This window comes from Litorisediminicola beolgyonensis (assembly GCF_042679605.1).
In the GTDB taxonomy this organism is placed as follows: Bacteria; Pseudomonadota; Alphaproteobacteria; order Rhodobacterales; family Rhodobacteraceae; genus Litorisediminicola; species Litorisediminicola beolgyonensis.
This window is the reverse complement of the sequence record NZ_JBHTMU010000001.1, coordinates 267,004-288,457: the sequence shown is the minus strand read 5'-3', so window position 1 is coordinate 288,457 and position 21,454 is coordinate 267,004. Positions and strand designations below refer to the sequence as shown.

General features: G+C 66.9%; 23 protein-coding genes and 1 tRNA gene. 14 read left to right on the top strand and 10 right to left on the bottom strand.

What is annotated here, in order from left to right; all coding sequences use genetic code 11:
* Positions 1-49 precede the first annotated feature (49 nt).
* On the top strand, positions 50-538 hold the full coding sequence (locus tag ACFQ4E_RS01420) for an MgtC/SapB family protein (protein WP_386801131.1): 489 nt from the start codon (positions 50-52) through the stop codon (positions 536-538).
* Between the two features lie 4 nt (positions 539-542).
* Here ACFQ4E_RS01420 and ftsY read toward each other — a convergent pair whose 3' ends face one another.
* On the bottom strand, positions 543-1,853 hold the full coding sequence (gene ftsY, locus ACFQ4E_RS01415; protein ID WP_386801130.1) for a signal recognition particle-docking protein FtsY: 1,311 nt from the start codon (positions 1,851-1,853) through the stop codon (positions 543-545).
* Between the two features lie 91 nt (positions 1,854-1,944).
* Here ftsY and ACFQ4E_RS01410 point away from each other — a divergent pair, with 91 nt between their 5' ends.
* Entirely contained in the window at positions 1,945-2,853 is a 909-nt protein-coding gene (locus ACFQ4E_RS01410) for a lytic transglycosylase domain-containing protein (protein WP_386801129.1), read from the top strand.
* A 28-nt stretch (positions 2,854-2,881) separates the two neighbouring features.
* Here the strand turns inward: ACFQ4E_RS01410 and ACFQ4E_RS01405 are convergent, their stop codons facing one another.
* From ACFQ4E_RS01405 to ACFQ4E_RS01380, 6 genes are all read right to left on the bottom strand, one after another.
* Complete coding sequence (locus ACFQ4E_RS01405) at positions 2,882-3,556, bottom strand: Crp/Fnr family transcriptional regulator (RefSeq protein ID WP_386801128.1); 675 nt, start codon at positions 3,554-3,556, stop codon at positions 2,882-2,884.
* Between the two features lie 466 nt (positions 3,557-4,022).
* The gene (locus ACFQ4E_RS01400) at positions 4,023-4,487 is read right to left on the bottom strand and encodes an NUDIX hydrolase (protein WP_386801127.1); all 465 of its coding nucleotides are present in this window, start codon (positions 4,485-4,487) and stop codon (positions 4,023-4,025) included.
* 163 nt (positions 4,488-4,650) lie between these two features.
* A tRNA-Arg gene (locus ACFQ4E_RS01395) sits at positions 4,651-4,727 on the bottom strand.
* Positions 4,728-4,869: 142 nt separating this feature from the next.
* The gene (locus tag ACFQ4E_RS01390; RefSeq protein WP_386801126.1) at positions 4,870-6,255 is read right to left on the bottom strand and encodes a sensor histidine kinase; all 1,386 of its coding nucleotides are present in this window, start codon (positions 6,253-6,255) and stop codon (positions 4,870-4,872) included.
* Between the two features lie 27 nt (positions 6,256-6,282).
* The gene (locus ACFQ4E_RS01385) at positions 6,283-7,704 is read right to left on the bottom strand and encodes a dihydrolipoyl dehydrogenase family protein (RefSeq protein ID WP_386801125.1); all 1,422 of its coding nucleotides are present in this window, start codon (positions 7,702-7,704) and stop codon (positions 6,283-6,285) included.
* Positions 7,705-7,707: 3 nt separating this feature from the next.
* Positions 7,708-8,439, bottom strand: a complete 732-nt coding sequence (locus ACFQ4E_RS01380; RefSeq protein WP_386801124.1) for a TVP38/TMEM64 family protein — start codon at positions 8,437-8,439, stop codon at positions 7,708-7,710.
* 292 nt (positions 8,440-8,731) lie between these two features.
* On the opposite strand from ACFQ4E_RS01380, the gene rpmH reads away from it, so the two are divergent.
* The 12 genes from rpmH to ACFQ4E_RS01320 all read left to right on the top strand — a co-directional run bounded on the left by rpmH (position 8,732) and on the right by ACFQ4E_RS01320 (position 18,412).
* The gene (gene rpmH / locus ACFQ4E_RS01375; RefSeq protein ID WP_025311815.1) at positions 8,732-8,869 is read left to right on the top strand and encodes a 50S ribosomal protein L34; all 138 of its coding nucleotides are present in this window, start codon (positions 8,732-8,734) and stop codon (positions 8,867-8,869) included.
* Between the two features lie 28 nt (positions 8,870-8,897).
* Positions 8,898-9,311 carry a ribonuclease P protein component gene (rnpA, locus tag ACFQ4E_RS01370; protein ID WP_386801123.1) on the top strand — a complete coding sequence of 138 codons (414 nt, stop codon included), beginning with the start codon at positions 8,898-8,900 and terminating at the stop codon, positions 9,309-9,311.
* Positions 9,308-9,535 carry a membrane protein insertion efficiency factor YidD gene (yidD, locus tag ACFQ4E_RS01365; protein WP_386801122.1) on the top strand — a complete coding sequence of 76 codons (228 nt, stop codon included), beginning with the start codon at positions 9,308-9,310 and terminating at the stop codon, positions 9,533-9,535. The genes rnpA and yidD overlap by 4 nt, the downstream gene beginning before the upstream one ends.
* Positions 9,536-9,968: 433 nt before the next feature.
* A complete protein-coding gene (locus ACFQ4E_RS01360) occupies positions 9,969-10,208 on the top strand; it encodes a hypothetical protein (protein WP_386801121.1) in 240 nt (79 codons plus the stop codon).
* Between the two features lie 101 nt (positions 10,209-10,309).
* Positions 10,310-11,179 carry a tRNA 2-thiocytidine(32) synthetase TtcA gene (gene ttcA / locus ACFQ4E_RS01355; RefSeq protein ID WP_386801120.1) on the top strand — a complete coding sequence of 290 codons (870 nt, stop codon included), beginning with the start codon at positions 10,310-10,312 and terminating at the stop codon, positions 11,177-11,179.
* 60 nt (positions 11,180-11,239) lie between these two features.
* On the top strand, positions 11,240-12,757 hold the full coding sequence (locus tag ACFQ4E_RS01350) for an EAL domain-containing protein (RefSeq protein ID WP_386801119.1): 1,518 nt from the start codon (positions 11,240-11,242) through the stop codon (positions 12,755-12,757).
* A gap of 325 nt (positions 12,758-13,082) precedes the next feature.
* Positions 13,083-14,879 (top strand): membrane protein insertase YidC, encoded by a 1,797-nt coding sequence (yidC, locus tag ACFQ4E_RS01345; RefSeq protein ID WP_386801118.1) that lies wholly within the window; start codon positions 13,083-13,085, stop codon positions 14,877-14,879.
* Positions 14,876-15,628, top strand: a complete 753-nt coding sequence (locus ACFQ4E_RS01340) for an MOSC domain-containing protein (protein WP_386801117.1) — start codon at positions 14,876-14,878, stop codon at positions 15,626-15,628. Before yidC ends, ACFQ4E_RS01340 begins: the two co-directional genes overlap by 4 nt.
* The gene (yihA, locus tag ACFQ4E_RS01335; protein WP_386801116.1) at positions 15,625-16,272 is read left to right on the top strand and encodes a ribosome biogenesis GTP-binding protein YihA/YsxC; all 648 of its coding nucleotides are present in this window, start codon (positions 15,625-15,627) and stop codon (positions 16,270-16,272) included. The genes ACFQ4E_RS01340 and yihA overlap by 4 nt, the downstream gene beginning before the upstream one ends.
* 87 nt (positions 16,273-16,359) lie before the next feature.
* Complete coding sequence (gene argB / locus ACFQ4E_RS01330; protein ID WP_386801115.1) at positions 16,360-17,250, top strand: acetylglutamate kinase; 891 nt, start codon at positions 16,360-16,362, stop codon at positions 17,248-17,250.
* Positions 17,247-17,903, top strand: coding sequence for a ferredoxin (locus ACFQ4E_RS01325; protein ID WP_386801114.1), 657 nt, complete (start codon positions 17,247-17,249; stop codon positions 17,901-17,903). The genes argB and ACFQ4E_RS01325 overlap by 4 nt, the downstream gene beginning before the upstream one ends.
* A gap of 23 nt (positions 17,904-17,926) precedes the next feature.
* Entirely contained in the window at positions 17,927-18,412 is a 486-nt protein-coding gene (locus ACFQ4E_RS01320) for a SixA phosphatase family protein (protein WP_386801113.1), read from the top strand.
* Between the two features lie 20 nt (positions 18,413-18,432).
* On the opposite strand, the gene ACFQ4E_RS01315 is transcribed toward ACFQ4E_RS01320, so the two are convergent.
* The 3 genes from ACFQ4E_RS01315 to ACFQ4E_RS01305 all read right to left on the bottom strand — a co-directional run bounded on the left by ACFQ4E_RS01315 (position 18,433) and on the right by ACFQ4E_RS01305 (position 21,453).
* On the bottom strand, positions 18,433-19,251 hold the full coding sequence (locus ACFQ4E_RS01315) for a cyclase family protein (RefSeq protein WP_386801112.1): 819 nt from the start codon (positions 19,249-19,251) through the stop codon (positions 18,433-18,435).
* 110 nt (positions 19,252-19,361) lie between these two features.
* The gene (locus tag ACFQ4E_RS01310) at positions 19,362-20,150 is read right to left on the bottom strand and encodes an amino acid ABC transporter ATP-binding protein (protein WP_386801111.1); all 789 of its coding nucleotides are present in this window, start codon (positions 20,148-20,150) and stop codon (positions 19,362-19,364) included.
* A gap of 10 nt (positions 20,151-20,160) precedes the next feature.
* Positions 20,161-21,453, bottom strand: a complete 1,293-nt coding sequence (locus ACFQ4E_RS01305; protein WP_386801110.1) for an amino acid ABC transporter permease — start codon at positions 21,451-21,453, stop codon at positions 20,161-20,163.
* Position 21,454: the final 1 nt, after the last annotated feature.

The following is a 21,454-nucleotide window of genomic DNA, read 5'->3' as shown; positions in this document are numbered from 1 at the left end:
TCCCGGCCCCGGGACGTTTGCTTTGACCAAGCCCAGGAGACGCGGAGCCGTGATCGACCTCATCCAGCAGGAATTCCTTTCCACATTCTCGGCCACGCCGTTGCCCGTCGCGCTGACCCGGCTGGTCTGCGCCTTGATCATGGGCGCGATTCTCGGGTTCGAGCGCGAGCGGCACGGAAACTCCGCCGGGCTGCGGACGCATATGCTGATCGCCACGGGGGCCTGCCTCTTCACGCTGATCGCCTTCGACCTGATCGAACTGCCCGAGAACGAGAAATCGACGCTGCGCTTCGATCCCATCCGCCTGATCGAAGCGGTGACGTCGGGCGTCGCGTTTCTCGCCGCGGGTTCGATCATCACGCAGGGCACCAAGGTCGCGGGGCTGACCACCGGCGCGGGCATGTGGATGGCGGGCGCAGTCGGGCTGTGCTGCGGGATCGGCAATATCCCCCTCGCGGCACTCGCCACGGCGCTGACGCTCGTCGTGCTCTGGATGATCCGGCACATCATGCCCGGGGACGGAACCGACTCGCTCTGAGCCGTCACGTCGCCGAACCGGTCAACGCCGCCGCGAACTCCTCGGGATCGAAGGGGGCGAGATCGTCGATCTGCTCGCCCACGCCGATGGCATGGATCGGCAGGCCGAACTTGTCCGCGAGCGCGACCAGAACGCCGCCTTTCGCGGTGCCGTCGAGCTTGGTCATGACGAGGCCCGTGACATCGGCGAGCTTCTGGAAGGTCTCGACCTGGTTGAGCGCGTTCTGCCCCGTGGTCGCGTCGAGCACCAGGAGCGTGTTGTGCGGGGCCTCGGGATCCTTCTTGCGGATCACGCGGACGATCTTGGCCAGCTCCTCCATGAGGTCCTGCCGGTTCTGGAGCCGTCCGGCCGTATCGATCATCAGGAGATCGGCGCCCTCGGCCTGCGCCTTGGTCATGGCGTCGAAGGCCAGGCTCGCGGGGTCGGAGCCTTCGGGCGCGGTCAGGACCGGCACGCCCGCGCGGTCGCCCCAGACCTGCAACTGCTCGACCGCCGCGGCGCGGAACGTGTCGCCCGCCGCGATCACGACATGCTTGCCCGCCGCCTTGAACTGGCTTGCGAGCTTGCCGATGGTGGTGGTCTTGCCCGAGCCGTTCACGCCCACGACCAGCACCACCTGCGGCTTGGTCGGGTAGAGCGGCAGCGGCTTGGCGACCGGCTCCATGATCCGGGCCACTTCGCGCGACAGGAGCTCCTTGATCTCCGGGACCGAGAGCTTCCGGCCATAGCGCCCCTCGGCCATGTTCGCGGTGACGCGCAGCGCGGTGTCGACGCCCATATCGGCCGAGATCAGCAGCTCTTCGAGGCTTTCGAGCATGTCGTCGTCGAGCGTCCGGCGCATCACCGGCGCTTCCGAGCCGCCGCGCCCGAAGAGACGGCCCATCAGGCCGGGTTTGCGGCTCTCGGACGGCGTCTCCACCGGCACCTCGAGCGGGGCGTCCGGAGCGCTTGGAACGTCCTCTGCGGGGATCTCGAGCGGGGTCACGGGGGGCCGCTCGACCGGCCGCTCGGGCTCGGGGTCCGCGGGCGGGAGTGCCGCGGGTCCCGGTCCGGGATCGGGGGTGATCTCGGGTTCGGGATCGACGGGCGCGGGCGTTTCCTCGGGCGGCGCGGGGGGCGTGTCGGGAACGGGCGCGGGCTCAGGGTCCGCAGGCGGCGTGACCTCGGGCGGCGCGGGGGTCGGCTCGGGGTCGGCGGGAACGCCCTGGGGCTCCCGGTCCGGCTCGCCGCCCTCTTCGACGATGGCATCGAGCCCTTCCTCGATCTTCGAGGAGGACTTGAAGAGACGGCTCTTCAGCTTTCCGAAAAAGGACATAACCCTCGGGCTCCGCTTCACTCACGCAAAACTGACCTAATCCCTCGCGCCCCGATGGGAAAGTCCCCGTTGACGCGGCGACGGATGCACGATGAAGCTCGGCCCCATGATCCGAGTCCTTTTGTTTTGTTGTCTTGCCCTCCTCAGCCTGCCTGCGGCCGCGCAGCCCGCCGGTCCGGGAACGCTCTGTTCCTCGGGTCGCTTCGGCCCGGTCCAGTGCATCCGGCCCGCGCATTTCACCTACGACACCTGCCGCGCGATCGAGACCTTCTCGAAGGCGCATGACCTGCCCGCGGGCTTCTTCGCGCGGCTTCTCTGGCAGGAAAGCCGGTTCGATCCGAACGCGGTCAGCCCCGCCGCCGCGCGCGGCATCGCGCAGTTCATCGATTCCACCGCGGCGCTGCGCGGTCTCGTCGACAGCTACAACCCTGCCTTGGCGATGGAGTTCTCGGCGGAATATCTGGGCGAGCTTGTCCGCCGCTTCGGCAACCCGGGACTGGCGGCCGTCGCCTATAACGGCGGCGAGGCGCGGGCCGAGAAGTTCATCGCCGATACCGGGGGCCTGCCGCGCGAGACCATCGACTACGTGCGCATCATCACCGGGCTCACCGCCTGGGACTGGCGGGACGATCCGCCCGAGGACCACGATTTCCGGCTGGACGGCGCGACGCCCTTCGTGAGCGCCTGCCTTGCGCTGGCCACGACCCGGCGGGTGACGGCCTTCCCCGAGGTCGCGCCGCGCCTGCGAGACTGGGGCGTGCAGGTCGCGTTCGGCGCGACGAAGAAGGCCGCGCGCGAGAAGTTCGAGCGCACCACCCGAGCCTGCAGCGGTGCGCTCAAGAGCGAGCGGATCGATTATGTCTACGAGAAGAGCCGCGCCAGCCCGAAGGGCGGGTATTACCTGGCGCGCGTCGGCCGGGACAGCCGGGACGCGGCCTGGACCTTCTGTTCGCAGCTGAAGGCTCGGGGGTGTCTCTGCGCGGTCTACCGCAATCGCTGACACGCAGAGCGCTGTCCAAAAGAGCGGTCTACATCAGCGGGCGGGCCGGAGGCGGTCCGCCCTCGACCAGCCCGATCTCCTCGAGTTGCTCCAGATCGGAAACAGACAGGCGTCCATCCGCCCAGCTTGCGATCTGCCGTTCGCGCAGTTTCGCGAGAGTCTTGTTGGTGTGAACCAGCGACAACCCGAGCGCATCGGCAAGATCCTGCTGACGGTAGGGCAAGGGAACGCTGTTCCCTTCGAGCATATCGAGCGCTTCGAGTCTGCGAAAAACCCGTGACAGCGCCCAGGCGAGGCTTTCCATCGCCGATTTCTGCCCGATCGCGGTCAGCGCCTCGCCCAGAAAACGCTCCTCCGAGGAGGCGATCCAGGTGAGATCATAGGCCCGGCTGGGATGGGTCTTGTAGAGCGACCAGAGCTCGTTTCGGTTGAACACGCAGAGCTTCATGGCCGTCGTGGCCTCGATATTGTGCGTCATCTCCCGCATGACGCCCGCCTGCAACCCAATGAGATCGCCCGGAAAAATCATGCTCAGGACCTGCCTGCGGCCATCGGGCAGCATCTTGAAGCGCAGGCCGAAGCCCGAGAGCGCGGTGAAGATCTGGGGGGAGTTCGCACCTTCGGACAGAAGCGGCGTGCCCGGCTCGACGGTCATCTCGCCGATCTTGAACCGTTCCATGAAGGCCAGTTCCTGATCGGTCATCGGCTGGAACAACCGCAATTTGCGGATTGGGCAGGCCCGGCATTTGATCGGCATTTTTTAAGCCTCACTATGTCACAGTTAAATGCACGGGCGAGCGAAGCGTTCCATAAGCGGGGCGCGAACGACGCTGGGGTTCCGTTGCCGACCTCTCTCGCACGCAATGTCGGGGATGCGGTTTCTGCAGCAACGCCCGTGCATTGGCATCCGTTTTGACGACGAACTCGCGGCGGGCGGCGTTCAGCACCACACCCGGTGAGATACCGGGACCAGTTTCGAAGCGCGCAGGGGCGTGACGCACGGCTGAGGGGCCTTGGCGGAACGATCCCAGCCCAGCTTCGGAAGGGGCAAGGGTCGCGTCCCGCCGGCGCGGCCCTTGCGACCTCCTTTTTGCACGTTCTCGAAAGGCTCGGTTGGCAAGGTCCAAAGCGCGAAAGCGCTGACCTGTCGCTTGCCCCGTTCTCGACACTCAGCCGCGCAACAATTCCCGGATGATCGGTTGCTTCTTCGGCTTGCGGCCGATTTCGCGGAGAAGCTCCGCAAGATCAGGCTCATCGACCTTGTCGGCGGCGCTGTCGAGGGTGAACCACCGGCGCTTGCGCTGCTTGCGCTCTTTCCAGTCGCTCTTGAGCCGCTCCACCATCATCGGGAAGACGCGCACCACGCAGGGCTGCACGCTGCCATCGTCGAGCACTTTGCCGTAGTGGAACTGGCCGATGGATTTCTTCGAGATGTACCCAACGGCCCCCGCCTCTTCGAGTGCCTCGATCTCGGCGGCCGACCAGGGCTTCTCGCCATCCATCTCCCAGCCCTTGGGCATGACCCATCGGCCCGTGTCGCGCGACGTGACCATGAGCACCTCGAACCCGCCGGACTTCGTCCTGCGCAGCGGCATCGCCGCGATCTGTTGTCCAAAGCTCATGGTGCGGCCCATGGGTTGCAGGGTCCCTTGCGTCTGGCTCGAGGCCGTTTCCGAAAGGATAGAATCGCCGCATGTCCTTGCAAGCGTGGCCCGTCCGGACGGCCGGATCAGGGGCTTAAGGTATGCGAATTGAGTCTTCTTGCACACATATTCCGGTCGATTTGAGGGAATATGGTGGCGGACCGAGGAGGATTCGAACCCCCGACCCCCTGATTCGTAGTCAGGTACTCTATCCAGCTGAGCTATCGGTCCGTGAGGGCTGCATCTACAAACCCAGCCCGCGCAGTGCAAGGGGGTCCGGCAAAAAATGCGCGTCAATTTGGTGGGGCGGTCCGGCAGCGAAATCCGAAAGACCGGATTTCGGCGGATACCGGTCCGGTATCCGGGTTGCGGCTCAGCCGAGATCGCCCATCGGCAGCCGGATCACGAAAACGGTACCGGTCGTGTCGGACTGCGCCAGCTCCAGCGTGCCGCCATGTCCGCGCACAAGCTCGGAGACGATCGCCAGCCCGAGGCCCGAGCCGCCTTTGCGCACCCCGCCCTGGAACGGGCGGAAGAGGTATTCGCGGGCCTTGGGCGGCAGGCCCGGACCGGTATCGGCAACGGTGATCTCCCAGACTCCTTCGCCGCTTTCCGCGCCGACCCGGATCTCGCCTCCGCGCCCGGAGCCGCCGATGGCCTGCCGCGCGTTGCGGACAAGGTTGGCAATTGCCCGGAAGAGCTGCTCGGGATCGGCCCGCACGCTCAGGGCAGAGGGAATATCCGCCGCCAGCGAGATGTCCTGACCCTCCTCGACCGCCAGCCGCTCGGCATCGAGCACCTCCTCGACCAGCGCCGCCAGCTGGACGCGGGTCAGCATCGGCGCGGGCTCTTCCGCGCGACCGAAGGCCAGGGTCGATTCGCAGAGCGACACGGCGCGCGTGATCGACCCGACGAGCTTCGGCGCCATGCGCGTGACGATCGGGTCCTCGGAGGTCTCGATCCGGTCGGTGAAGAGCTGCGCCGAGGTCAGGATGTTGCGCAGGTCATGGCTGACCCGCGCCACCGCACCGCCGAGCTGGGCAAGCCGCTCCTTCTGGCGCAGCGCCTGGGTGAGCTGTGTCTGGAGCGAGCGCAGTGCCTCTTCCGCCTCGCGCAGTTCGCGCACCGTGGCCGAGGGCTCGATGATCCGACGCGCGTCCTCGGGCGCTTCCGAATAGCTCTGCATCACCCCGACGACGCCGCGGATCGGCTTCACCAGCAAGCGCCGGACGGCAAAGAACAATAGCGCCGCCGTGACCACCGAGATCACCGCCGACAGCAGGAGGATGCGCAGGCCGTAGTCGATCATCGCGTGCCGGAGCGCGCCGGTCTCCATCGTCACCTCGATCAGCAGCCCCGCATCGCGGAGCGGGTTGCCGATCACCCGGATCAGCCGCGGCTCGGGCGTCGCCAGCTCGACCACGGCGTCGCGGATCAGCATGAGCGGCCCGGCTTCGCGCAGATCGAAGGTCTGGGTCACCGCGCCCGGCATCGGCGAGGAGAGCACGAGCTGCCGCGCCGCATCGCGCCGCAAGACGACGTTGAACACGCCCGCGTTCAGAAGCAGCTCTTCCTCGAGATCGGGATCGATCATGTCGTCGGCAAGAAGCGCCAGGGACGCGATCTGCGCGCGCTCGAGGCGCGCCAGCAGGTAGTCTTCCCGGAAGCGCGCGACCGACGGGACGAAGATCATCACCTCGGCGAACATCACGAAGATCACCGTGAGAACGAGAAACCGTCCGGAGAGCGAATTGATCATCGGTGCGCCCGGAGCCTTCCCTTCGACCTACGGCAGCCAGCGCTGGACGAGCCGAACCACCCGCTTCACCGTGTCACTTTCGAACAATCTTGGTGAGAAATAGGCACCGGCCACGCGTTTGTTAAGTTCCCCGTATGTCGGATAGGGCGAGACCATGCCCGTGATGTCGCGCATTTTCGCCCCCGAGGACAGCGCGTAGGCCCAGAAGTTGATATGCTCGCCCGCCTGGTGGCCGACAATCGACGCGCCGACCGGCTTGCCCTTGTAGATGACCACCTTGACGAGGCCCTCTGCGTGGCGCTCGGCCTGCGCGCGGTCATTGTGGTCGTATGCGAAGCGCGCGATCTCGACCTTGGTGGACGGGTAGCGCTTCTTCGCCTCCGCCTCGGTCAGGCCGACATGCGCGAGCTCGGGATCGGTATAGGTCGCCCAGGGGATATGGTCGGTCCCGGCCTTGGCGGGGAGACCGAACATCGCCTGCCGCACGACGATGCCGGCATGGTAACCCGCGACATGGGTGAATTGCAGGCCCCCCGCGACGTCGCCGATGGCAAAGACGCGCTTGTTCGTGGTCCGCAGGCGGTCATCGACCTTGATGCCGGTGCGGGTCGTCTCGATCCCGGCGACCTCGAGATCGAGCGCCTCGGTATTGGCCTTGCGCCCGACCGCGACCAGGAGATGCGAGCCGGTGAAGACGCGGCCGTCCTGCGTCTCGACCTCGATCCGGCCGTCTTCGCCGCGCACCTCCTTGGCCAGCGCCTCTTCCTCGATCACCAGCCCTTCGGCGCGGAGCTTCTCAAGCGCCAGCGCCGCAAGCTCCGGATCGTCCTTGCCCAGCGCGCGCGCGCCCTCGATCACCGTGACCTTAGAGCCGAGCCGCAGGTGTGCCTGCGCCATCTCCATCCCGATCGGGCCGCCGCCGATCACCAGAAGGTGCTCGGGCAGCTCACGCAGCTCCCAGAGCGACTCGTTCGTCAGGTAAGGTACGGTATCGAGCCCGGGGATCGGGGGCACGAAGGGGCGCGATCCGGTGGCGAGCACGATCCGCCGCGCGGTGATGCGCGTGTCGCCCGCCTCGACCTCGGTCTCAGAGACGAAGCGCCCCTCCTCGCGGATCACCCGGACGCCGAACCCCTCGAACCGCTCCTGGCTGTCGACCGGCGCGATGGTGTCGATGACGCCGTGGACGTGGTCCTTGACCGCGCCGTAATCGACCTCGGGCACCACATCCGCGATCCCGTAGCGCGAGGCGGTGCGCATCGCATGGGCCACCTTCCCGGCCTGGATCAGGGCCTTCGACGGGACGCAGCCGTAGTTCAGGCAGTCGCCGCCCATCTTATGCCGTTCCAGGAGCACCACGTCGGCGCCCATCTGCGCCGCGCCCGCGGCCACCGACAATCCGCCCGACCCGGCGCCGATGATGAGGAGATCACAGGAGATTCGGTTCATGGCTCAGAGCCCTTTCTTTCCACGCACGGCCTTCAGCAGGATTGGCAGCGCCGCGAGCAGGCACAATCCGAGGATCGGCAACAGGATCCGCGGCTCGAAAATGATGCCGAGGTTGGGCGTCTCGCCCCGGGCGAAGACCTCGCCCAGACCCGCGCCGACCGAGGTGTAGACGACGGCGCCGGGAATGATGCCGAGGAAGGTGGTCACCACGAATTTCCACAGGGGCACTCCGACGAAGGCCGGCACGAGATTGGCCACGAAGAACGGCACCGCGGGCACGAGGCGGATGAGAAAGAGCACCGACCAGTCGTTCTCGGCGATCCCGTCCTTGATCTTGCGCACCGTGCCGTCCGAGGCCTCCATCCGGCGCGACAGCGTCTCGCCCAATCCCCAACGGGCGGCGAGGAATATCAGCGCGGCGCCGATGGTCGCGGCGGTGACGTTGAAGAGCGCGCCGGGAAAAGTGGCAAAGAGGAACCCGCCGGTGAGCGTCGCGACCGTAGCGCCGGGCAGCGAGAAGGCGACGATGGCGATATAGGCCGCCATGAAGACCGCGACGGTCAGGACGTAATTGTCGTCGCGAAACGCCAGCAGCGCCTCGCGGTTGTCCTTCAGCGTCTCGAAGCTCAGGTAGTCGCGCAGCGTCACCGCGCCGATCACGGCGACCACGGCGATGGCGATCAGCGGCAGGTGCCGCGTCCATCCGCCTCCGCGCGTTTCGGTTTTCTCGGTCATCTCCGCGTCTCCTTGAGATCGCGCCGCGCCTCTGGGATCGCGCCGCTTGCCTGCTCTCGAACATGCGGCCGAAGACGCGTTCCGCCTACAGGCCTCACGGCGGGTTGACGGATTGACGCCGAAACCCGCGGTTCTGTAACATTTCGCCGCAGTCGGGGCGCTCCGATTGTTGCAATTTCCCGGATCGAGCCGTTTGACAGCCGCCCGCTCCTTCCCTATAGCGCGGGCTTCGAGATTCATGCGGCCCGACCTGAGTCTTTATTGGTGCGGGCCAGACGGACGGAGAGCAACGATGTCGAAACGCACGTTTCAGCCTTCGAACCTGGTGCGCAAGCGTCGCCACGGGTTCCGCGCGCGCATGGCCACCAAGGCCGGCCGCAAGATCCTCAACGCCCGCCGCGCCCGCGGCCGGAAGTCGCTGAGCGCCTGAGCGCCCAACGACCGCACGAGGGTATGACATGACGCCGCCGGAGGCCCCCGCGCTCGCAGCCGGGACACTGCCTCCGGCGGCGTCGTCATGCGCGGGTGCGCCCGAGCTTCAGGTGCTGCGCAAACGGTCGCAATTTCTCGCCGCGGCCCGCGCCGACAAGCAGGGCACCGCGTCGATGCTGATCCAGGGGCGGCCCCGGCACGATGGCAGCGACCATGTCGGTGTCGGCTTCACCTGCTCGAAGAAGGTCGGCAACGCCGTCGCCCGGAACCGCGCCAAGCGGCGCATGCGCGAAGCGGCACGGCTGTCTCTGCCAGGCATGGCCCGGCCCGGCTGGGACTACGTGCTGATCGGCAAGCCCCGCGCCACCGCCGATCGCCCCTTCCCGGCGCTGATATCGGACCTGCGCTACGCGCTGAAGACGCTCCACGCGCGCGCATGAGCCCCGCGGCCCACGCCCTGAGCCTTCTGGTCAAGGCTTACCGCGCGACCTTTTCCCCCTTTGTCGGCCATAATTGCCGCTTCCACCCCTCCTGCTCCGCCTACGCGCTGACCGCCCTGTCGCGCCACGGCGCGATGAAGGGCGGCTGGCTCGCCTTGCGCCGCATCCTGCGCTGCCATCCCTGGGGTGGCTCCGGGGTCGACGAGGTTCCCCCGAAGACCTGACGCAGAACGCCCCCGACCCGATCCTTGCGCATTGGGCACAGCCCGGCCGCGTCGGGCGAAAAAGCTCTAGGTGAATGTCGGAAGCTGCGCTATCCCTCCGGATAGTGACACCCCGGACGCCAAAGGAGGGCGCGACATGTCAGTATCGACCTATCGTCCCCAGACAGGCGGCTGTCACGAGGCTCTTTTCGGCAATGGCTTCCGACGACGCCGATAGCGCCTCCCTCTCTCGCCACCGAAGCGTCTGCCGGTCGCGAGCCCCCGCAAACCCGATCCCGAGGATGTGACCCGCGCCCGTAGGGCGTCCTGGCCATATCCGTGCGGCATCAACAAACCCCGTCTCGGCGCGCGCGATGCGTGTCCGGTGCCGGATCCGTTTGTCGATGCGCCGGGATCTCCACTCCAAGCCAGCCCTACCCTCTGGAGATCTGACATGATCCGCAGTCTCGACCCCGTTCCGCAGACGGACACCAGCATCGACGCCCTGATCGCGCGGCACGGCGCGCTCAAGGTCCTCGCCGCCGCGCTGCGCGCGCTCTTGCGGCCACCGCAACTTCGCCCTCCGCCACTTCGGGCGCAGGATCTCGATCCGCATCTGAGGCGCGATCTCGGCCTGCCGCCCGAACGCGCGGACCCGCTGAAGACGCTGCCGCCGATCCGTCCGATCCTGTGACCGGCGGCCGCGCGCAACCGCGCCTCTCCGGCGAGAGGCGCGGTCCAGCGTCCGAGCCAAGACCATTGCCGAGACCGCGCCTCTGGCGTATCTCCGCGCCCATGCTCGACGAGACCGACGATATCCACCCGCTCTTCCGCGGCGCCCCCAAGACCACGGAGTTCAAGAAGCTCCGCAAGCGGCTCGTGCAGCAGGTGCGCGAGGCGGTCGAGCAATACGGCATGATCGAGCGCGACGCCCGCTGGCTGGTTTGCCTCTCGGGCGGCAAGGACAGCTACACGCTGCTCGCCATCCTTCACGAGCTGAAATGGCGCGGCCTTCTGCCGGTCGACATCCTGGCCTGCAATCTCGACCAGGGGCAGCCGGGCTTTCCGGCAACCGTGCTACCTGCGTTCCTCGAAGACCGCGGCGTCGCGCACCGGATTGAGTACCAGGACACCTATTCGGTCGTGATGGATAAGATCCCGCAGGGCCGGACTTTCTGCGCGCTCTGCTCGCGGCTCCGGCGCGGGCATCTCTACCGGATCGCGCGCGAGGAAGGCTGCTCGGCGGTCGTTCTCGGCCATCACCGCGACGATATCCTCGAGACCTTCTTCATGAACCTCTTCCATGGCGGACGGCTGGCGACCATGCCGCCGAAGCTCGTGAACGAAGAAGGCGATCTCTTCGTCTACCGCCCCCTCGCCCATGTCGCCGAGGCCGATTGCGACCGTTTCGCCCGCGCGATGGCCTACCCGATCATCCCCTGCGATCTCTGCGGCTCGCAGGACGGGCTGCAGCGCCAGCAGGTCAAGCAGATCCTCGACGGCTGGGAGCGCAACGCGCCCGGTCGGCGGCAGGTCATGTTCCGCGCGCTGATGAACGCCCGGCCGTCGCATCTTCTGGACCCGAAGCTGTTCGATTTCGCCGGTTTGGAGCGCGGATCCGTCGAAATCTCCGAAAAGGCGGCAAAAGAGGCCGACGGGCATTAAGCGGCTGTTCATTCCGGTGGCCTAGGGTGACCGACGGAACAAACCGGAAACATCCTTCTCATGCTCCAGTTTTTCGCCGGTCGCCTCAGAACGATCCAGCTGCGTCGCAGATCCGCGCTTGCCGGTCTGCTGGTCCTCGTGCCGCTCGCGCCGCTCGTGGGGCTCGACCCGCTCCTGATCTCCGTGGCGCTTCTCGCCTCGGCCGCAATCCTGTCTCTGCCATCCGGCAGCCCGCCGGCTGCCGACGCCGCTCCGCCCAGCCTGATCGACAGCGACCGGGCAGAAGAGATCGCCAACGACCTTCTGACCCGCGCGCGTTCGGAACGTCTTAACACCGCGTGCATGATGATTTCGGTTTCCGGTCTCGGGCTTGAAAAGAACCAGTGGGAAACCGCGCAGGCCCGCAACGCGCGCGATCTTTGCCTGCGACGCATCCAGGGGGCGCTCCGGACCCGGGACAGCGCCATGCGGATCGGCGACGCGCTCTTCATTGCCTTCATCGAACCCGCCCTGCGCCTCGATCTCGAAGCACAGCTGAAGATCGCCGCCCGGATCCAGTCCGCGCTCGAAGAGCCCGCGCGCGTCAACGGCGAAGACCACGTCTTCCGCTGCGCCATCGGGTTCTGCGGCTCCTCGCGGCTGCCCAAGGATGCATGCGGGGACGAGCTGCTCGACGCGGTGCGCACCGCCCTCGCCGAAGCCGAGGCCGAAGGGCCCTCGATCATCCGCGCCTGGTCCGACGGTGTCGATGCCAACCACGCCATGCGCAGGATCATCCGCAGCGAGGCCGGGCACGCGCTGGAGGCCGGGCAGGTCCAACCCTGGTTCCAGCCGCAGATTTGCACCTCGACCGGGCGCATCAGCGGTGTCGAGGCGCTCGCACGCTGGGTCCACCCCGATCGGGGTGTGATCTCACCCGGCCAGTTTCTTCCGGCGCTCGAGGCCGCGGGGCGCATCGAACATCTGGGCGAGATCATGCTCGACCATGCGCTAGAGGCGCTGACACGCTGGGACGAAGCCGGGATCGAGGTTCCGCGCGTGAGCGTGAACCTCTCGATGCAGGAGCTGCGCAATCCGCGCCTGGTCGACCGGCTGTCCTGGGCTCTGGACCGTCATGACCTGGCACCCTCGCGGATCGGTCTGGAAATCCTGGAAACCGTCGTCGCCGAGAACTGCAGCTGCGACATCGCCCGGAACGTGTCCGCCCTGGCCGAACTGGGATGCCATATCGATCTCGACGATTTCGGCACCGGCCGCGCGGCGATTTCCACCCTGCGCTCGCTCTCCGTTCACCGTCTCAAGATCGACCGCAGCTTCGTGACGCGCGCGGACCGCGACGACGACCAGCGCCGCCTCGTCTGCGCCATCGTCAGCCTCGCCGACCAGCTTGGCCTGGAGACGCTCGCCGAAGGTGTCGAAAGCGCGGGCGAACACACCACCCTGGCGCAGCTCGGGTGCGACCACGTGCAGGGCTTCGGCATCGCGCGCCCCCTTCCCGCCGCGCAATTCGTGGCCTGGGCCAACGAACACGCCCAACGTCTGATGCCGACGGTGAACATCGCGCCGCTTCGCAACTGAGCGACGACCGGTCTGGCTTGGGAGGGGCCGGATACCGGGTGCAGCGCGGTAGGAAAGAGCACTGACGTCGCGATTTCCCAATCAGGCTCACCTTCATTCCAGCCGACATGGGGAATTTGGCGATCGCGCAGCCACCAAGTGATCCGAGCAAACAGAACCCACGGCATACCAAAGTCGAGCCAACGGGTCTCACCTCCCCCGTCACCTGCAAGAGGCGCAGAGAGCCCTGTGACGCAGGTTTCCTCACGGGGATTCCGCTTGACCTTCCCGGTCGCGCCCTGTTGAACCCGGGGCTGACCCAGAGACCCGAAAAGCGGCCCGACACATGGACGATCAGAACAAGAACCTCATTCTCGCCACGGCGCTCAGCTTCGCGGTCATTCTGGTCTGGTTCCTGCTGTTCCCGCCGCCCGAGCAGCCCGCACCCGACGCGCCGACCACCACGGCCGAGACCGTCGACGGCGGCCCCATAGTGTCTCCGAGCGCGGCGCCGGACACGCCGATCACCACGACGAGCGATGTCTCCGCGGAAAACAGCCCGCGGATCGCCATCGACACGCCGCGCCTGACCGGCTCGATCTCGCTCCTCGGGGGACGGATCGACGATCTGCAGCTCAAGGACTACACCGAGACCATCGCTCCGAATTCCGAGATCGTGCATCTCTTCAATCCCGCGGGCGGCGACCAATCCTATTACGCCCTGCACGGCTGGGCGCCGGGTTCCGGCCTCGAGTTCAGCGACGTGCCCGGCCCGAGCACCGAGTGGCAGGTCGAGGGCGAGCCGACGCTCACTCCGGATACGCCCGTCACGCTGAGCTGGGAGAGCCCGGCGGGCCTCACCTTCCGACGCACGCTGTCGGTCGACGCCGACTACATGTTCACCGTCACGCAGGAGGTGGCCAACGGCTCCGGCGACGCGGTCAGCCTCGCGCCCTATGGCCTCATCGCGCGGCATGGCGAGCCCGAAAACGCGAAGAACTTCTTCATCCTGCACGAGGGCGCCATCGTCATGAGCGACGGCACCCTGACCGAGACCAGCTGGGATGACCTGACCGAGCTCGACACCGACGCGGCCGAAGGCGGCCCGGCCGAGATCATCGATGTGACCGAGAACGGCTGGATCGGCTTCACCGACCATTACTGGATGGCGACCCTCATCCCCCAGGCTGGCACGCCGTTCCGCGCGGTCGAGAAATACGACACCGCTCGCGACATCTACCAGACCCGGGCGCAGCTGCCGACGATGACGCTCGCCGCGGGCGAGGCCAGCCAGGTCGCGACCCGTCTTTTCGCGGGCGCAAAGGAGTGGGAGGTGATCCGCGACTACCAGAAAGGCGGCGTGGATCGCTTTGTCGATTCCATCGACTGGGGCTGGTTCTTCTTCCTCACCAAGCCGATCTTCTGGGTGCTGCACCACCTGAACCTCTTGATCGGCAACATGGGCATCGCGATCATCTCGCTCACGCTGCTGATCAAGGCGCTGCTCTTCCCCCTCGCTTACAAATCCTACGTCTCGATGGCGAAGATGAAGGAGCTTCAGCCCGAGATGGAGAAGCTCAAGGAGCGTGCCGGCGACGACCGCGAGGCGCTCCAGAAGGGCATGATGGAGCTCTACAAGAAGAACAAGGTGAACCCCGCCTCGGGCTGCCTGCCGATCCTTCTGCAGATCCCGATCTTCTTCTCGCTCTACAAGGTGATCTTCGTCACGCTCGAGCTGCGCCACGCACCGTTCTTCGGACCGTTCCAGGACCTGTCTGCGCCCGATCCGACCTCGATCATGAACGGCTTCGGGCTGTTCCCCTGGGGCGTGCCCGAGCCCGGATCGCTCCTGGCGCTGGCCTTCATCGGCATCCTGCCGCTGCTCCTCGGCATCTCGATGTGGCTCCAGCAGAAGCTCAATCCGGCGCCCGCCGACCCCACCCAGCAGATGATCTTTGCCTGGATGCCCTGGGTCTTCATGTTCATGCTGGGCGGCTTTGCCAGCGGCCTCGTGGTCTACTGGATCGCGAACAACACGATCACCTTCACCCAGCAATACCTGATCATGCGCAGCCAGGGGATGAAGCCGGACGTGTTCGGCAACATCAAGAAAAGCTTCAAGAAGAAGTCCGCCGAAAAATGACCGCCACCGTCGCGCACCTCCTCCGCCATCCGATCAAGGCGGTCGGGCGGGAGGAGGTCGCGGAAACCCATTTCGCGGCAGGCTCGACGATGCCGGGCGACCGCCTTTGGGCCATCGCGCATGAGCGCGCCACTGAGGACGCGGTCAGCGGCGCCTGGGCCCGGTGCCTTCACTTCATCCGGGGTGCGTCCTCGCCGCAGCTCATGGCGGTCTCGGCGGCGCTCTCCGAAGACGGAACCCGCGTGACGCTGACCCATCCGGGCCGCCCGGAGATCACCGTCGATCCCGAGGCCGACGCGCAGAAACTGCTCGACTGGGTGACGCCGCTGGTCGATCCGGACCGCCCGACGCCGCAAGCCGTGGTCCGCGCCACGACGCGCGGGTTCACCGACAGCAGCGATGCGGGCATCACGATCTGCAACATGGCGACGCATCGCGCCGTGCAGGAGCGCGTCGGCACGCCGCTCTCGATCCATCGCTGGCGCGGCAACCTGTGGCTCGACGGGCTGGCGCCGTGGGAAGAGTTCGACCTCGTCGGCAAGCGCCTCCGGGTCGGCGACGCGGTCTTCGAGATCACCGAACGCACCGAGCGCTGCCGTGCCACCGAAGCCAATCCCGAGACCGGCAAACGCGACGCCGACACGCTCAAGGCGCTGCGAAGCTGGGGCCACCAGGATTCCTCGGTCCAGGCCATGTGCATCGCGCCCGGACGCGTGGCCCGCGGCGATCATGCGGAGCGCGCGGCATGACGCTTCCCTTTCCCGAAACCGAGATCGACGAGCCCAGCCGCGAGCGCGGGCGCAAGCTCTTTGCCGGTGGCGCCGAGTTCCTGAAGGGCGTCGTCGCGATGGACGGGCTGCCGCCCGACGACCGGGTCGAGGTCTGCTTCGCCGGCCGGTCCAATGTCGGCAAGTCGAGCCTGATCAACGCCCTGACCGGGCGCAAGGGACTGGCGCGGGCTTCGAACACGCCGGGCCGCACCCAAGAGATCAACTTCTTCACCCTTGGCGACACGCGCTATCTCGTCGACCTGCCCGGCTACGGCTACGCCAACGCGCCGGTCAGGGTCGTGGAGACCTGGCAGCGCTTGCTCAAGGCCTATCTCTCGGGCCGGGCCACCCTGCGCCGAGCCTTTGTCCTGATCGACGCGCGGCACGGGGCTAAATCCGTGGACGAGGAGATCCTGACCCTGCTCGACCGCTCCGCCGTGACCTTCCAATGCGTCCTGACCAAGGCGGACAAGGTGAAGGAAAAGGACCGCGCGAAGATCCTCGCGCAGGTTCGCGCGGCGCTGTCCAAGCACCCGGCGGCCTATCCCGAACTGATCGTGACCTCGTCCGAGGAAGGCTGGGGCATCGACACGCTGCGTGCGGTCATCGCCGGTCTGGAGTGAGCGTCGCACGCGCGCCAAAGTCTTTCCCTTGCACCGCTCGACGCAGCACCCGATAACCGGGGCGACCCTCAACGCGGATCTGCAAAGATGAAGACCCGGACCATGAACCAGGACTTTCACACCACTGCCCGGACCCTCTCCGAGGCCCTTCCCTACATGCAGCGCTATTCCGGCGCGGTCGTCGTGGTGAAGTTCGGCGGCAATGCCATGGGCGACGCCGACGCCATGGCCGAGTTCGCCCGCGACATCGTGCTGATGCGGCAGGTGGGCATCAACCCGGTCGTCGTGCATGGCGGCGGGCCGATGATCAACGAGATGCTCGACAAGCTCGGCATCAAGTCCGAGTTCGTGCGCGGCAAGCGCGTGACCGACCAGGCCACCGTCGAGGTGGTCGAGATGGTGCTGACCGGCCTCGTCAACAAGCGGATCGTGCAGGCGATCATGGACGAAGGCGGGCGGGCCGTGGGGCTCTCGGGCAAGGATGACGACCTGATGGTCTGCGAGGCCGACGACCCCGATCTCGGCTGGGTCGGCCGCCCCATCGAGATGAACGTGCAGGTGCTGCGCGACCTGATGAGCGCGGGCATCATCCCCGTCATCGCGCCGGTCGCCACCGGCATGGACCCGGTCGAGACCTACAACGTCAACGGCGACACCGCCGCGGGCGCCATCGCGGGCGCGCTGCGCGCGGACCGGCTGCTGCTTCTGACTAACGTGCCCGGCGTCAAGGACGGCTCCGGCCAGGTCGTGACCGCGCTGACGCCGGACGAGGTCCGGGCGATGATCGACGACGGCACCATCGCGGGCGGCATGATCCCGAAGGTCGAAACCTGTCTCGACGCGCTCGACCGCGGGGTGCGGGGCGTCGTCATCCTCGACGGGACCGTGCCCAATGCCTGCCTGCTCGAGCTTTTCACCGAGCATGGCGCGGGCTCGCTGATCCGTGCCAAGGACCTGCCGCCGCGCGAGCTCCGGTGACGCTCGCCGGGTTCGAGCGGGCCGCCCGCGCGGTGGGGCTCGCGGTGCGGGGTGTGCTGCACCCCGCACCCGATCCGAGCCTGCCCGAGGACACCGGCACGCTTCTCATGCTGGGCCCGGACGAGCCTGCCTTCTGGCCGCTTTTCGCCGCGGCCCCCGAGGCCCGTGACGGGCGACCCGATCCGCTCGACCGATGGTCGGCCAGGGTCGTCGGCGGTCTGGCCGCAGACTGGGGCGGCGCGGCGATCCTGCCATCTGATGGACCGCCCTACCCGCCTTTCATCGCCTGGGCCCAGCAGTCGGGCCGCGCGCATGTCGCGCCGGTGGGTCTGCTCGTCCATGACGAGGCCGGGCTTCTTCTGTCCTTCCGCGGGGCCGTCGCGCTGCGTGACCGGATCGAGCGTCCCGCGCCGCCGCAATGCCCGTGCGAGACCTGCGCCGCGCGCCCCTGCGAAACCGCCTGTCCGGTCGGCGCGATGGGTCCGGGTCAGGCCTATGACGTGCCCGCCTGCCGCGCCTTCGTCGCCTCGCCCGAAGGCGTCGACTGCCGCACGCGCGGCTGCCTCGTGCGCCGCGCCTGCCCTGTCTCGGCGCAGATGCACCGGCCCGGCGACCAAGCCGCTTTCCACATGGCCGCCTTTCTGGGACAGTGACCTCCGGGAGGGTCTTGTCCGATATGAAACGTCTGGTCCTGATGCGACATGCGAAATCCGACTGGTCGGTCGGCGAGGTCGATATCGAGCGGCCCCTGAACAAGCGCGGCCGCAAGAGCGCCGAGGCGCTGGGGCAGTGGCTGCGCGACGAGGGCATCGCTCCCGATCAGGTCCTTTGTTCGACCGCGGTCCGCACGCAAGAGACCTGCGCGGGTCTCGGGCTCGATATCGGCCCGACGCTGGACGAGCGCCTCTACCTGGCCGAGCCCGAGCAAATCCTCGCGTCGATCGCGGGGGCCGAGGGCGACTGCCTTCTGGTCCTCGGGCACAATCCCGGGATCGCGATGGCGGCGCGGGCGCTTGTCTCCAATCCACCGCGCCACCCGCGCTTTTCCGATTACCCGACCGGAGCCACCCTGATCGCCGATCTCGATATCGACGACTGGGATGATATCCGCTGGGGACGCGCCAAAGCGCAGGGCTTCGTCATCCCCCGCGAACTCGTCTAAGCGCGACCCGCGCGCCGGTCTCAGACCATCGCCAGGATCCGCGCCGGACCGCCCGATCCGCCGCGATGGGTCGGAGCGCCGACAAAGACCATGGCCCCAGACGCGGGCACCTGGTCGAGATTGGCGATATTCTCGACCCCGTAGCGTCCCGTGGGCAGCCATGCGTAATGGGTGTCGAAACTCTGGGTCGAGCCGATGTCAAGCGACAGCGAATCCGTGGCGATGGCGACCGCGCCGGTCTGTTCGATCAGCATCTGCGCCGCCTCGACATGGAAGCCCGGGTAATGGCGCACGCCATTCTCGTCGAGGCCCGCGAATTTCTCGGTCGCGACATACTGCTGCCAGCCGGAATTCATCGCGACGAGGGCGCCGTCGGGAATGTCGCCATGCGCGTCGATCCAGGCCTGCAGATCCTCGGGCGTCACCTGCGCCTCGACATCGGCGTCGGCCTTGGCGCGGATGTCGATCACGCAGAGCGGACAGACGAGGTTTTCCGGCGCGATCTCGTCGACCGACAGGCCATCCGCCGAGAAGTGCAGAGGTGCGTCGACATGGCTGCCGGTGTGTTCGAACACGGTCATCTTGAACGCGTTGAAGCCGCTCTCCTCGAACTTGGCCAGCTGCTCGGTCTCGATCCCCGGAGGGCCCGACCATGTCGGGAAATCGGCGTCGATGACATAGGTCATGTCGACGATCCTGCGGCCCTCCTGGGCATAGGCGCGCGGCGCGAACGCCCCTCCCGCGACGGTCGCGGCCGCGATGGCAGGCGCGGCTGTCAGCACATGACGGCGCGACAGCATCCGCTGTTTCACCGTTTCCATGACGCAAGCATGGCACATGGTTTCGTCCCCCCGATTTTTGTGTGGTGACGCCAGCCTAGCACAGAAACGCGAACGGCCCGGCGGATTTCGCCGGGCCGTCATGTCCAGGTCCGAGACAGGGTCGCGGCTCAGTGGCCGAGGATCTGGCTCAGGAACAGCTTGGTCCGCTCGTTCTGCGGGTTGTTGAAGAACTCTTCGGGCTCGTTCTGCTCGACGATCTGGCCCTGGTCCATGAAGATCACGCGGTTGGCGACCTGGCGGGCAAAGCCCATCTCATGGGTCACGCAGAGCATGGTCATGCCCTCCTCGGCGAGCTCGACCATCGTGTCGAGCACCTCCTTTATCATCTCGGGATCGAGCGCCGAGGTCGGCTCGTCGAAGAGCATGATCCGCGGGCGCATGCAGAGCGAGCGCGCGATGGCCACCCGCTGCTGCTGGCCGCCCGAGAGCTGGCCGGGATACTTGTTGGCTTGGTCGGGGATCTTCACCTTTTCCAGGAAATGCATCGCCGTCTGCTCGGCCTCGCGCTTGGGCGTCTTTCGCACCCAGATCGGCGCCAGCGTGCAGTTCTCGAGGATCGTCAGATGCGGGAAGAGGTTGAAGTGCTGGAACACCATCCCGACCTCGGAGCGGATCTTGTCGATGTTCTTCAGATCCGAGGAGAGCACCGTGCCGTCGACCTCGATCCGTCCGCGCTGGTGCTCTTCGAGCGCGTTGATGCAGCGGATCAGCGTCGACTTGCCCGAGCCCGAGGGCCCGGCGATGACGATGCGTTCGCCGCGATAGACGGTCAGGTCGATGTCCCGGAGGACGTGGAACGAACCGTACCACTTGTTCATCTTCTCGATGGAGATCGCGACCTCGTCGGAGACCTTCATCTGGGTGGTGTCGGGGGATTGAACGGCCGTGTCGGACATGAGGGCCTCCTTAGCGCCGGTCGGTGGTGAGCTGACGCTCGAGCCACTGCGAATATTGAGAGATGCCGTAGCAGGTGACGAAGAACAGCAGCGCCGCGAAGCCCAGAAGCTCCCAGTAAACGCCGTTCCACTCGGTCGAGGCGAGGATCGGACCGCGGATCATGCCGACGAGATCGAACATCGAGATGATCGAGACGAGCGTGGTGTCCTTGAAGAGGCCCACCGCCACGTTGACGATGCCGGGGATCGAGATCTTCAGCGCCTGCGGCAGGATGATCAGCCGCATCGCCTGCGCGTAATCGAGCCCGAGGCTGTCAGCCGCCTCGTACTGCCCTTTCGGCAGCGCCGCGAGACCGCCCCGGATCACCTCGGCGATATAGGCCGAGGCGAACATGGTGATCATGATGATCACCCGCAGGATCAGGTCGAAATTGGTGCCCGGCGGCAGGAAATAGGCCAGGACCACGTTGGCGACGAAGAGGAGTGTGATCAGCGGCACGCCGCGGATGAACTCGATGAAGATGATGCAGATCCACTTGATGATCGGCATGTCGGACTGCCGCCCGAGCGCCAGGGCGATGCCGAACGGGATCGAGAGCGACACGCAGACCGTGCCGAGGATCAGGTTCAGCATGAAGCCGCCGAGGTTGCGCGAATCCACCGCCTCGATGGCGAGGATGCCCTCGACCGGCAGGAAGCCGGTGAGCCACCATAAGACCAGCGCCGCGACGATGCCTCCGAAAAAGCCCATCGCGAAGCTCTGGTTCACCAGCCGCTGGTAGACCAGCGCGCCGACCGCGAAGCCCGCGAGCGCGAAGATCGGCACCAGGATCGACCCGCCCCAGATCAGCCAGTAGGCGAGAAACGGGTAGAGCGCGGTGAAGATCAGCATCTTGCGCGGGAAGGTCTGGTAGAACAGCACCGGCGCGATGGCGACGAAGAGCAGGACGAAGGCGAGCGTCGGGCGCCAGTAGATCTCGTTGGGATACTGGAAGCCGAACAGGAGCTGGTTCCAGCGTTCGGTCAGGACCGCGAAACAGCCGCCCCGGTCGCCCGCCATGATCTCGCGGCAGGCGGTGAGCGACGGTGCGTTCCAGACGCCGTTCAGGAACCACGGCAGGAGCCCCGAGAGGAGCGACCACACGCAGTAGAGCGCGACCAGGGTCAGGAGGCCATTGGCCCAGGACGAGAACAGGTTCTCGCGCATCCATTTGACCGCCCCGGTCTCGGAGGCGGGCGGCGTCTGCTGCGGCAGCATGCTGTCGCGGACATAGGCGACGGAGTGCTCGTGTGCATCTGACATG